Here is an 11,287-nt window from a genome sequence, read left to right on the forward strand (position 1 = left end):
TCAGGGGGCGGTCGGACGAAGTGCGCGGAGGGGGCACTTTGGCGATCTGTGCTCGGTGCGGAAACAAGCGCGACCCGGCCAGCCGGAACTGCCCGCACTGTGAAGCGTCCGGGCAATTCCCGGCGGCGACGAGCCCGGCCGGGCCGGCTTCCCCTGCCACGCCGTCGCTGCCCCGTGACCAGGCCGCCCTTCCGGTGCAGCCACTGGTCGCGGCGCCGGAACAGCCGCCACCGCCACTTCCGCCACTTCGGACGGTACCCCGGGTTTCGCCCGGGAAAGCGGCGAAACCGGCGCGGCCCGGATTGTGGAGCCGGCTGGGCGGGAAGCTGCGCGGCGCCTTTTCCCGGCCGCCCGGATACCGCAACGGCTTCATCTGGTTCGTCACCGGAATGCTGCGCGACAAGCGCGGCCTCGCCGGCGCGCTGGCCGCGGCGTGGTTCAACCTGCCGCTCGCCATTTTCGGCGGGGGTGCGGGACTGGTCGTCGGCGCGATAATCGGCTACTTCGGCGGGGCCCGGATCGGCGGGAGCGCGACGTCCTGGGCGGAGGACATCCCGGTCTTCAGCACCATGATGGAGAGTGCGCTGCTGCAGGGCGGCGGCATTCTCGGCCTGCTCGCCGGCGCGGTGATCGGCGCGATCGCCGGCTTCGCGGCCGGGCTCCTGCTGCCGTGGATCGGCCTCGTCTCGGCCGATCCGGCGATGACCGCCGGCCTGTTCCTCGGGCAGCTCGTCGTGGCGTTCCTGGTCGGGGTGCTCTACACCGTCTACCAGGTCGGCGCCGAGGGCTGGGTGTTCCGCATCGCCGGGTACCGGCAACCCAGCCGCCGGGAGAAGGAACTGATCCTCCCGATCCTCGAAGACTGCGCGCGCCGCCTCGGCCTCGCCAAGGTGCCACCGCTGCTGATGGACGACGACCGCCTGCCCAACGCCTACGCGGGCGCGCGGCACATCATCGTCACCCGCGGGTTCCTCGACGAGTTCAACTACGACGAGGAGCCGCTGGCCGGCGTGCTGTGCCACGAGCTCACGCACTGGCGCAACGCGGACCCGCTGTCCGGGATGTTCGTCCGGGGCGTGGCGCTGCCGCTCTACATCGCCTACAACGTCTTCACCTGGCTGATGAACTTCTCCAGCAACGGCCTGGTCAGAGTGGCGCTGCTGGCTGCGTCGTGGCCGCTGATGGTGTGCATCCGGTTCTTCGTGGTGCCGCTGCAGGCCGCGGGCAGCCGGGCCGCGGAGTACCGCGCCGACCAGGGCGCGGTCGCCGCCGGCCACCGCCAGGGCATCCGGCGGGTGCTCGCCAGGTTCCGCGACAGCTTCGACGGCGCGCGCAACGGCTGGGAGGCGGCGATCTGCCACAGCCACCCACCGAACGAGCTGCGGCTGGAGGCCGTCGAGGAACCCGGCGCCACCTACCCGTTGCCGGACGCCGACGGACCCGCGATCCCGATGCCGGTCGTGGTGACCGGCTCGGTGGCCCGCGACTGAGGCGCCGATGTCGATCACAGAGTGGCCCGCGATCCCGCCGTTCCGCGTCGACCCGCGGCGGCAGGTCTTCCTCGGCTGGGACGCGCGGGCCGGGTACCAGCGCTGCTGGAGCGCGCCGGAGGACTCCGTCGGCATCGTCGGCCCGCCGCGCTACGGCAAGACCTCCGGTCTCATCATCCCGTCGGTGATGTGGTGGGAAGGCCCGTTGGTCTGCACGTCGACGCGTGGCGACATCCTCGCGTTCACCGGCAACCGGCGGCGGGCGCTGGCCGCGCCGTACGGCGGTTCGGTGTACGTCTACGACCCCTTCGGCAGCGAGTACCCGGAGACGTCACTGCGCTGGTCGCCACTGGCCGACTGCGCGAACCCGTCCGTCTGCTACCGGCGGGTGGCCGCGATGACGGCGGTCGCCGGCCAGGGTGTCCAGGACGGCGACCACTGGCGCGGCGGCGCGGCGGCGATCCTGCGCGCGTACTTCCACGCGGCGGCGCTGGAGGGCCTGCCGTTGTCGACGGTCCGGAAGTGGCTGGCGCGCCAGGAAACCCGTGACCCGGTGGCGATCCTCCGGCTGTCGTCGAGCCCGGGTGCGATGTGGGCAGACGACCTGGACGCGCTCAAGCTCCTCGGCGACCGCGAGCGCGGCAGTTTCTATTCGGTGGCCCGCAACACGCTGGAGGCGACGTCCGAGCCGACGGTGCTGCGCTCGTGCGCGGCCAACGAGCTCGACATCGACAAGTTCCTGGCGACCCGCTCGTCGCTGTTCATCATCGGGCCGTCCCACCAGCAGCAGGCGATCGCGCCCCTGATGGCCGGCCTGGTCGACAGCATCGCCCAGCGCGCGGCCGAGCTGGCAGCCGGCCAAGGTGGCCGGCTCGACCCGCCATTGCTGCTGGCCCTGGACGAAATCGCGAACATCGCTCCGCTCCAGAGCCTGCCGTCCCTGGTCAGCGAGGGCGGCGGCCGCGGCATCGTGACGATGTGGGCCACCCAGAGCCTGGCCCAGCTGCGCAACCGCTACGGAGTCGAGCAACAGGCGGCAATCCTGGCGGCGACAACGGCAAAGCTGATCTTCGGCGGCCTATCCAACGGAGAGGACCTGCACAACATATCGACCTGGGCGGGCGAGGAACGCCAGACGACGACCAGCATGCAGGTGGCACCCCAGACGGGAGCACCGGTGGGCCAGGTGGGCGTCGGCGGCCCGGCACAGGCCGGGCTGGGCCACACGGTGAGCAGCACGTTCCGGCCGGCGTTGCCGATCAACGCGATCCAGCTGCTGCCACCGTTCCACGCGTGGCTGTTCTGGCGGAGCGACCCGCCCCTGCAGGTCGAGGCCCGCCCGGCGGGGGCGATCGAGGCGTTCGCACAGTTGAGGGGATACACGGCATGACCGCGGACGAGGGTTACGAGTACTTCGCGAAGGTGCGCCCGAGCCAGCCGGTCGACCGGCCCAGCACGCTGTGGCGGCGCCGCGACGGCCGGCTGGAATACCTTTCGCTGCTCGACTGGGAATGGCACGAGCCCGACGACCAGTTGCTCCTGCCCGATCCATCGACTCTGGAACCGGTAACGGCGGAACACGCCGCGGCGCTGCTCGCCGACCGCCAGCGGTTCGTGCAGTACTGGGTCGAACAGAACACCGGTGACCGGCCGCCCTCGGTGTTCCGCCGTCGCCGCAGCCCGGAGCGCCTGACGGACGAAGTGTTCGGCCTCCGCAACCGCTGGGTCCCGACCACGTCGATCCGGGAGTTCCTGAGCCGCGGGCCGGACCTCGGTTCGGACCTGGTCCGCGCGGACCAGGCCACCGCCGAGCGCGTGATCGACGAGACCCGGGGAGTCGCCGGGGCCACAGAGCTATGAGCCTGCCGTGGGAAGGCAAGGACGCCGACGAAGGCCTCCGGCTCGATGCGGACGAGAACGCCGAGGTCGAGAAGGCCTGGGCGAAAGCCCAGGCCGCACAGCCCCTGTTCGATCAGGTCATGACTTCGGTCTGCGCCGGCACGGCGGAATACGGGGCGAAGCAAGAGGGACTCGAGTACTCGCTCAAGACGCTGGATTCCTTCCGCGCCAAGGTGGCCAGAAAGACGGCCGAAAAACCTGCCGAGCAGGCAGCGGCCGAAACGAACGACCTGAACCGCTATACCCTGACGTTCCCTCCGGACCAGTACGCGGACGGGACCCTGGCCGCCTTCGACGAGTTCGAGCGGCGCGGGTTCGAACGCACGAAGTGCGCCAACTCCTGGAACAGGCAGATGTACAAGGGCGTCAACACCACCTGGCGCCACGAGGAATTCGAACAGACGATGGAGGTTCAGTTCCACACGCCGGAAAGCTTGGCGGTCAAGGAAGAGAACCACCTGCTGTACGAGATCGGCCGGAACGGGGAAGCACTCCAAGACGAAGAAGCCGCCGCGGTCGATGTGCTCCAGGCTCGGCGCTATGAAGGCATCACCGTCCCGTCAGGCCACGAACGCATCTCCCCGCCGCTGGATCCCGAGGAACAGGTCGGCGTCGTGTCGGACGAAGCGATCCACCGCATGATCGCGCGGGAGGAGCGGCTTCGACAGCAGAAGGCCGAACAAAAGGCACGAACTCAGGCCGAGCAAGGAGAACCGGACCGCGGGACCGACCGCAACCCGACCGGGCCGGCGCCACCGGAGCTGTTCTCCCGTGGTGCCGCGCGGACGAACCAGGACATCATCGACAACGGCGGCGGTCTGCCGCGCACCCGGGAGACCGTCGACGCCGCCGCCGAGGCAGGTGGGGTGGACCTCGACGACGTCGACGTCGTCATCGTGGACGAGCCGGATGAGATCCGGTATCTCGATCACCAGGAGGCCTGCGCCTGTACGCCGGGCGAACTCGAAGGCGCACAGATCCGGCTCGGCCCGGCGAGTTTCTCGGACGAGAGGACACTGGTCGCGACCCTCGCGCACGAGAAGACGCACGTCGACCAGTTGCGCTCGGGCGCCGACGTGGACACCGAAAGCCTCAAGACGCTCGAAGAAGAGGCATACGCTAGCGAAGCCCCCGCGCTGGAAAGGTACGAACAACATGTCAGCAGTCCGGTTCACGATCGAGACGACCTTCGATCTGCCGGGACGAAACGGGATTCTGGCCCCGGGGACGGTCGAGGCGGGGGTGATCCGGGGCGGGATGACACTCAGGACCGAGGAGAACCTGCCGGTGCGGATCCTGGCCGTCGAGTTCCTGAGCCCGAACGAGCGGGAGACGAACCGGCGGACGCTGGTGATCGACCGGAGGGACGCGACGGCGATCCAGGCCGGAACGGTACTGACGAACCCGAGCTGAGCGACCGAGCCGGGATCGAAGAGCAGGAAGAGGACCAGCGGCAGCAGGAGCGGACCGCCGAGCAGGTGGAGGCGCAGTCCGACGAGTCGCAGCCGGACGCCGGGGAACCGGAACCCGACGCGCCCACGGCCGAGGACCCGGAACCCGCGGAAGCCATCTCCGAGCCTCGGGAGCCTGCCGCCGAATCGGAGCCGGCCGCCGAAGAAACCGCGCCCGAGGAACCTGCCCCGGAACAAACCGAACCCACCACCGACGAGCCCGCGCCGGCGGCGCCTGCCCCGGATGAGCCCACGCCCGACCCCGCAGCAGACGACCGCGCTCCCGAAGAACCCGCTGCCGAGCCAAACGAATCCACCCCCGAACCGGCAGCCGAAGAACCCGCACCGGAACAACCGGTACCCGAGGAACCGGCCACCGAAACCGAACCGGCTCCCGAAGAACCGGCCCCGCAACCGGAACCCGCGGCCGAAGAACCCGCGGCCGAGGAACCCGCCGGCTACGAAGACCAAGCCGCCGCTGACGATGCGCGTGTTGCCGACTCCATGGGTTCCGAGTCCGGCGGCTACGACAGCGGTGGCTACGAAGAAAGCTACGAACCGGAAGCGTCCAGCGGCATGGAGAGGGACTAGCACCATGGCCCAGACACCACCACCCTGGATCTGGGACGCGCTCGAAGACGACGTCCGCGCCCGGTCGTGGCAGGAGCTTGCCGACTGGGTCGACTGGCTCGGCGAGGCCTACTCGCCCTGGGTTCACCTGCCACCCTGCTGGCCCGCGCACGAAGGGCTGAAAACCGAGCTCAGCATGTTCTGGTACTGGCACCGCTGGCTGAGCACCGCCGCCGTCAACCCGATCGACGGTGTCCGGTGGCACAACGAACTCCGGCGGTCCGCGCAGGCTTGGCGGGAGCTCGCCACCTGTCAGCACGAGCCGCCCGTTGCCCACCACCACCAGATCGTCGCCGCGCAGCGGGCGCGGCGCGACCAGTTCCTGGCCGACGCCCAGCGGCCCGAACAGGGGGAACCGTGACCACACTGGTCAACTGCCGTACCTGCCGGAACGCCGTCGCGCCCGGGGCCGCCGCGTGCCCGAGGTGCGGGGAGGCCGTCGAACGGACGCCTTGTCCGCACTGCGACGCGTCGGTGCAGCCGGATGCCCGGTTCTGCCACCGGTGCGGCCGCAGCCTCACCGCGGCCGCCGGCGACGAGGTCCAGGACCCGCCGACGCCGCCGAACGGGTACGCCGTCGCCGCTGACCCGTTCGTCCGGCCGTGGCAGCCGAGCCGCAAGGCCGGCCTCGTCACCGCCGTCGTCGTCTCCGTCCTGGTCGTGCTCGGCGCCGGGCTCTTCGTCGTGCAGAAGGTCGTTTTCACGCCCGAGGCCGCGCTGAACGGCTACTTCGACGCACTGGCCGAACGGGACGCCGAGACGGCCGCGTCGTACCTCGCCGGCGACCGTCTCAGCGGGGACATGCTGCGGTCGCCCGACTACCAGCCCCCGGCCGGGCTGAAGATCCACGACGTCGAAGACGACGGCGACGACACCAAAACCGCCTCCATCAGCTTCGTCGTCGGCGGCCACGAACAGTCGGGCAAGGTGCAGCTCACCCGGCGCAGGACCCACACCTGGGGCGTCTTCCGCGACTGGGCGATCAGTGATCTCCGGCCCACCCTGCGGATCACGACCACCACCGCGGTGCCGGTCCGCGTCGACGGTGAAACGCTCGCGACCAGCGGCCAGCGCGACGACGTGGAGATCCCGGTGTTCCCCGGCCGGCACAAGGTCGACATCGCCGACAACCCGCTGCTGGAGGCCGACCAGAACGTCGTCGACGCGGCGCTGGGCGCGACCGAGGTGCCGCTCGGCGTGCGGGTCAAGGCCTCGGCGCAGCAGGCCGCCCAGGACCAGGTCAAGACCTACCTCGACCAGTGCGCCGGCCAGAAGACCGCGGAGCCGCCGAACTGCCCGTTCCGGCTTGCTTTCTACAGCGAAGTCGTGAACGTCTCCTGGAAGATCACGGCCTACCCGGAGGTGGAACTCCAGCAGACCCAGTCCGGTGCGGTCGCCGTGCGCACGCGAACCGGGTCGCAAGGCCGGGTCACGGTCACCGGTACCCAGTCCGGCGGCACGCCCTACCAGGACGAGCAGACCTTCTCCGTCAACGGCGGCATTTACCCCGATCAGGGGAGGCTGGTGTTCGCGCCGAACTGATCAGGGTTTCGCACCGGAAAGCGCGGCGTCGAAGATCACCTGCATGTCCGTCCAGCCGGCGACTACCGACGACCCGTACACGAAATAGTCGACACCCTGGGCCCGCCAGTAAACCGATTTGACGTGCTTGAGACCGACGTCCGCCTGGAATTCGAACTCCCAGCTGACCGCTTCGGCGCCCCGCACGGTCGTCGGCTCGAGCCCGATGAGCCGATATCCGGGGTGGCCGCGCGGAAAAGTGCGCTCGTAGTCCTGCTGCGCGGCTAACAGTGCTTTCCCGGGCGACGGCGCACCGCCGTACCGCAGGAAGCGCGAGGACTGCGCCGGGTCGGTCGCCTGGACGCTGCCCGGCGAGGACGTGGGCTTGACCTCCCACCCGGCCGGGATGACGGTCGTGATGCCGGCCGGCCCGGTCACCGGCTGCGTCCCGCCGGGAACAGCGGACGGCGACGTCGTCGTCGGGCCGGTGGAAGACGTCGTGACCGGCGTCGACGACGAGCGTGCGCTGGTCGTCGGGACGGACGAGCTCGCAGCCGGCGCGGCGACCGGCGCGGCGTCGCGGTCACGCACCACCAGCACCACGACCGCGGTCAGCGCGCAGACCGTCAGGTTGACGATGACCGCCACCGCAGCCAACGTCCGGGAATTCATGCTGCCCATCGCTCCCCCGTGAAATCACTCGCCGACGTGCCGCCGCGAACGGAAAGACACGGTAAACTGTCCCGGCACATTCGCAACTCTAAGCGGCAGCACCAATGCGGACAAGAACGGGACGACAGTGAGCGAGCAAGCGGTGGGGCAGCTCGAACAGGAACTGGCGCAACGCCCGGGTGATCCGGAATTGCGGCAACGGCTGGCGTGGGCGCTCAAACAACGCGTGGAGGATTCGCTCAGCGTCACGGTCTACGACGTCCGGGTGATCACCACCGCGAAACAGCGTGAAATCTGCCGTGACGCCGCGACGCGGATCCCGCAGCTCGCGCCCCACGACCAGCAGCTGGCGGTGTTCGCCGCCGATCTGGCCGACGACCTGAACACCGGCGACACCTGGACCTGGCAGAGCAAACCCGTCGCGCTCACGCTGGGGATCTGCGCGGCCGCTGTGGGCCTCGCACTGGTACTGGTCGGCGCCTTCGCCGACACGATCCCGCTGATCGTCGCGGCGGCCGTGCTGAGCAGTGCCGCACTGGCCGGGGTGGTCCTCGCCTTCCGGCGGCAGCAGTGGCAGGTCAGCGCCAAGGAGCTGCAGCCCCTGCTCCGCCCCTGAGCCGTCAGGGCAGGCGGACCTCGGCGAACACCGCCCGGTGATCGCTGCCGGCGACGTCGAACACGCGGTAGTCCAGCACCGCCGCGCGGTTGTCCACCGCCACGTGGTCGATCGTCACCACCGGCAGCGACGACGGCCACGTCGGGTCCAGCCCTTCGCCGCGCTCCTCCGCCGCGTCGCGGTAGCCGCGGGCCAGCACCGTGCGGTAGGCCGCGTGGTCCAGCGTCGCGTTGAAGTCGCCGGCCAGGATGCGCAGGCCGTGCTCACCCGCCGCCTGCGAGAGGTCCTTGATCTCGTGCTCCCACTGCGGTGTGTCGACGTCCGGGGAGATCGGGTGGACGGCGACGATCTCGGCCACCACGCCGTCGCCGAGGTCGACCTCCGCGCCCGGCTGCTTGGCCGCCGAGTCACCGGTCAGGTTGACCTCCTTCAGCGGCAAGCGGGCCGCGATCCCCGAACCGAACGCGCCGGGCGCCGGGTGCAGCACCCGGTACGGCAGCAGGTCGAACAGGCCGGCCGCGGTCAGCCCGTCGACCGCGGACGGCGTCATCTCGACCAGGTTCAGCACGTCGATCCGCTGCTCGCGCACCAGGTCGACGACGGCCTTCGGGTCCGCGCGGCCGTAGAGCAAGTTCGAAGCGAGGACGCGCAGGGTCTTGCCCTGCACGGCGCGTTGTTCGCCTGCCGACGCCCGCGGGAGGACGACGACGGCCAGCGCGAGCGCCAGCACCAGCGCAACCCCGCCGATCCACCACCGCCGCAACGCCAGCGCGAGACCGCCGGCGAGCGCACCCGCGGCCGCCGCGAACGGCGTCAACGCCAGGGCGACCAGCGTGTACCAGCCGCCGTCGAAGCCGAGCAGGCGCAGCGCCGCCAGCAGCGCCAATGGCACTACCGGGACCACCAGCAGGCCCGTGACCAGCGGGTTCTTCCGCCGCGACCGCATCTGTTCCACAACCACCATGCTGCCGAGTATGCCGAGACCGGCGCCGGGCGGCCCGTGCTCGGACAACTCCTCCACAAGATCTCCACCAGCGCCTGCCAGCCGCTGACAGCGCGCTGTGCGCGGCCTGCCAGCGCGGCCGTCCACAGTGACCCTTGAACGCGACAGCGAAGGAGGAACGCCCATGTCGCACGCGATCCAGGCCGAGGGCCTGGTCAAGAGGTTCGGGGACACGAAGGCGCTGGACGGGGTGGACCTCGAGGTCCCGTTCGGCCAGGTCGTGGGGGTGCTCGGGCCGAACGGCGCGGGCAAGACGACCGCCGTCCGGATCCTGGCGACCCTGATGAAACCGGACGCCGGCAGAGCCACGGTCGGGGGCTTCGACGTGGTCACCGACCCGGTCCGCGTCCGCAGCCTGATCGGGCTGACCGGGCAGTACGCGTCGGTCGACGAGGACCTGAACGGCATCGAGAACCTCGTCCTCATCGGACGGTTGTACGGCCACTCCCGCGCCCAGTCCAAGGCCCGCGCCGCGGAGCTGCTCGAGCGGTTCGACCTGACCAAGGCGGCCAAGCGGCCGATCCGGACCTACTCGGGCGGCATGCGGCGGCGGATCGACCTGGCCGCCAGCCTCGTCGGCCGGCCCGAGGTGCTCTACCTCGACGAACCGACCACCGGGCTCGACCCGCACGCCCGCAACGAGGTCTGGGACGTCGTCCGCGGCCTCGTCGCCGAGGGCGCGACGGTGCTGCTGACCACGCAGTACCTGGAGGAGGCCGACCAGCTGGCCGACAAGATCACCGTGTTCGACCACGGCCGGGTCGTCGCCGACGGCCGGGCCGACGAGCTGAAGCGCCGCGTCGGCGGGCAGACGCTGCAGGTCCGGCCGACCCAGCTGTCCGACATGGACGCCGTCAACCGGATCCTCGGCGACCTCTCCGGGGTCCGGCCGACCCGCGACGACGCCTCCGGCCTGCTCACCGCGCCGGTCAACGACCCGGTGCTGCTGTCCACCCTGGTCCGCAAGCTCGACGAAGCCGGGATCACCGCGGACGAGCTGGCGCTGCGGCTGCCCAGCCTCGACGAGGTGTTCCTCGCCCTCACCGGGCACACCGCCGAACAGTCCACCGAAGACAAGACCCTCGAAGGGAGCCTGGCATGACGACGCTGGCCCTCGACCGCCCGGCCCCGCCGCGGCACATCAGCCCCGGCAAGGGCTTCCAGCACGCGCTTTCGCTGGCGTGGCGCGGGATCCTGAAGATCCGCAAGAACCCCGAACAGCTCGCCGACGTCACCTTGATGCCCATCGTCTTCCTGGTGATCTTCGTCTACCTGTTCGGCGGTGCGCTGTCCGGCTCGACCGACGCCTACCTGCAGATGGTCGTGCCCGGCATCATCGTGATGAACATCCTGCAGGCGTGCCTCACCGTGGGCACGAACCTCAACACCGACGTCACCAAGGGCGTGTTCGACCGGTTCCGGAGCATGCCGATCGCCCGCTCGGCCCCGCTCATCGGCGCGGTCCTCGCCGACGTCGTGCGGTACATAGTGTGCCTGGCGGTGCTGATGGTCGTGGCGACGATCATGGGCTACCGGATCGCGACCAGCCCCGGCGAGTTCGCCGTGGCGATCCTGCTCGCGCTGGCGTTCGGGCTGTGCTTCTGCTGGGCCTCGGTGTTCGTCGGCATGGTGATGAAGACGCCGGGCTCGGCGCAGGCGCTGATGTTCGTCTTCATCATGCCGCTGACCTTCGGTAGCAACGTGTTCGTGCAGACGTCCACCATGCCGGGCTGGCTGCGGGCGTGGGCAGACATCAGCCCGGTCAGCCTGATGGCGAACGCGCTGCGCGGCCTGATGAACGGCGGCGCGGTAGCCGGCCCGCTGACCGGGGCGCTGGCCTGGATGGCCGGGGCCGTGGTCGTGTTCTTCCCGCTGGCCACCTGGGCCTACCGCCGGCGGGTCGGATAGGCGCCGACACACGGGGGTGAGTCGCGCCATGGGGAAGCCGGTGGGGACGTTCGCGGGGGCGGACGTCCCCACCGGCATGCAGTGAATGACTCATTCC

At 70.4% G+C, this 11,287-nt stretch carries 11 protein-coding genes; 9 read left to right on the plus strand and 2 right to left on the minus strand.

Translation table 11 applies throughout. The features are described from left to right. The first annotated feature begins 302 nt into the window (after positions 1 to 302). The 6 genes from ISP_RS44965 to ISP_RS44990 are packed head-to-tail and all read left to right on the plus strand — an operon-like array spanning position 303 to position 7,012. Positions 303 to 1,490: a zinc metalloprotease HtpX gene (locus tag ISP_RS44965; protein ID WP_013230431.1), complete on the plus strand. Its 1,188-nt coding sequence runs from the start codon at positions 303 to 305 to the stop codon at positions 1,488 to 1,490. Between the two features lie 7 nt (positions 1,491 to 1,497). Then, positions 1,498 to 2,880 (plus strand): type IV secretory system conjugative DNA transfer family protein, encoded by a 1,383-nt coding sequence (locus ISP_RS44970; RefSeq protein WP_013230432.1) that lies wholly within the window; start codon positions 1,498 to 1,500, stop codon positions 2,878 to 2,880. Continuing rightward, positions 2,877 to 3,350 carry a hypothetical protein gene (locus ISP_RS44975; RefSeq protein ID WP_013230433.1) on the plus strand — a complete coding sequence of 158 codons (474 nt, stop codon included), beginning with the start codon at positions 2,877 to 2,879 and terminating at the stop codon, positions 3,348 to 3,350. The genes ISP_RS44970 and ISP_RS44975 overlap by 4 nt, the downstream gene beginning before the upstream one ends. Continuing rightward, positions 3,347 to 5,431: a hypothetical protein gene (locus tag ISP_RS44980; RefSeq protein WP_013230434.1), complete on the plus strand. Its 2,085-nt coding sequence runs from the start codon at positions 3,347 to 3,349 to the stop codon at positions 5,429 to 5,431. Before ISP_RS44975 ends, ISP_RS44980 begins: the two co-directional genes overlap by 4 nt. A 4-nt stretch (positions 5,432 to 5,435) precedes the next feature. Further along, the gene (locus ISP_RS44985) at positions 5,436 to 5,831 is read left to right on the plus strand and encodes a hypothetical protein (protein ID WP_013230435.1); all 396 of its coding nucleotides are present in this window, start codon (positions 5,436 to 5,438) and stop codon (positions 5,829 to 5,831) included. Next, positions 5,828 to 7,012 (plus strand): zinc ribbon domain-containing protein, encoded by a 1,185-nt coding sequence (locus ISP_RS44990; protein WP_176742180.1) that lies wholly within the window; start codon positions 5,828 to 5,830, stop codon positions 7,010 to 7,012. The genes ISP_RS44985 and ISP_RS44990 overlap by 4 nt, the downstream gene beginning before the upstream one ends. Here ISP_RS44990 and ISP_RS44995 read toward each other — a convergent pair whose 3' ends face one another. Beyond that, complete coding sequence (locus ISP_RS44995) at positions 7,013 to 7,672, minus strand: hypothetical protein (protein ID WP_230468632.1); 660 nt, start codon at positions 7,670 to 7,672, stop codon at positions 7,013 to 7,015. It abuts the gene before it with no gap. Between the two features lie 118 nt (positions 7,673 to 7,790). On the opposite strand from ISP_RS44995, the gene ISP_RS45000 reads away from it, so the two are divergent. Then, the gene (locus ISP_RS45000) at positions 7,791 to 8,279 is read left to right on the plus strand and encodes a hypothetical protein (protein WP_014467810.1); all 489 of its coding nucleotides are present in this window, start codon (positions 7,791 to 7,793) and stop codon (positions 8,277 to 8,279) included. A 4-nt stretch (positions 8,280 to 8,283) separates the two neighbouring features. Here ISP_RS45000 and ISP_RS45005 read toward each other — a convergent pair whose 3' ends face one another. Then, positions 8,284 to 9,300 (minus strand): endonuclease/exonuclease/phosphatase family protein, encoded by a 1,017-nt coding sequence (locus ISP_RS45005; RefSeq protein ID WP_013230440.1) that lies wholly within the window; start codon positions 9,298 to 9,300, stop codon positions 8,284 to 8,286. A 106-nt stretch (positions 9,301 to 9,406) separates the two neighbouring features. On the opposite strand from ISP_RS45005, the gene ISP_RS45010 reads away from it, so the two are divergent. Then, a complete protein-coding gene (locus ISP_RS45010) occupies positions 9,407 to 10,384 on the plus strand; it encodes a daunorubicin resistance protein DrrA family ABC transporter ATP-binding protein (protein ID WP_013230441.1) in 978 nt (325 codons plus the stop codon). Continuing rightward, entirely contained in the window at positions 10,381 to 11,190 is an 810-nt protein-coding gene (locus ISP_RS45015; RefSeq protein ID WP_013230442.1) for an ABC transporter permease, read from the plus strand. Before ISP_RS45010 ends, ISP_RS45015 begins: the two co-directional genes overlap by 4 nt. The last annotated feature ends 97 nt before the right edge of the window (positions 11,191 to 11,287 follow it).

Origin of the sequence: Amycolatopsis mediterranei, from assembly GCF_026017845.1 — a bacterium.
Taxonomy (GTDB): domain Bacteria; phylum Actinomycetota; class Actinomycetes; order Mycobacteriales; family Pseudonocardiaceae; genus Amycolatopsis; species Amycolatopsis mediterranei.

Coding starts and splice junctions, on each gene's coding strand:
- ISP_RS44995 (WP_230468632.1), bottom strand. CDS start 7,672: ATGGGCAGCATGAATTCCCGGACGTTGGCTGCGGTGGCGGTCATCGTC.
- ISP_RS44970 (WP_013230432.1), top strand. CDS start 1,498: ATGTCGATCACAGAGTGGCCCGCGATCCCGCCGTTCCGCGTCGACCCG.
- ISP_RS45015 (WP_013230442.1), top strand. CDS start 10,381: ATGACGACGCTGGCCCTCGACCGCCCGGCCCCGCCGCGGCACATCAGC.
- ISP_RS45010 (WP_013230441.1), top strand. CDS start 9,407: ATGTCGCACGCGATCCAGGCCGAGGGCCTGGTCAAGAGGTTCGGGGAC.
- ISP_RS44980 (WP_013230434.1), top strand. CDS start 3,347: ATGAGCCTGCCGTGGGAAGGCAAGGACGCCGACGAAGGCCTCCGGCTC.
- ISP_RS44985 (WP_013230435.1), top strand. CDS start 5,436: ATGGCCCAGACACCACCACCCTGGATCTGGGACGCGCTCGAAGACGAC.
- ISP_RS44975 (WP_013230433.1), top strand. CDS start 2,877: ATGACCGCGGACGAGGGTTACGAGTACTTCGCGAAGGTGCGCCCGAGC.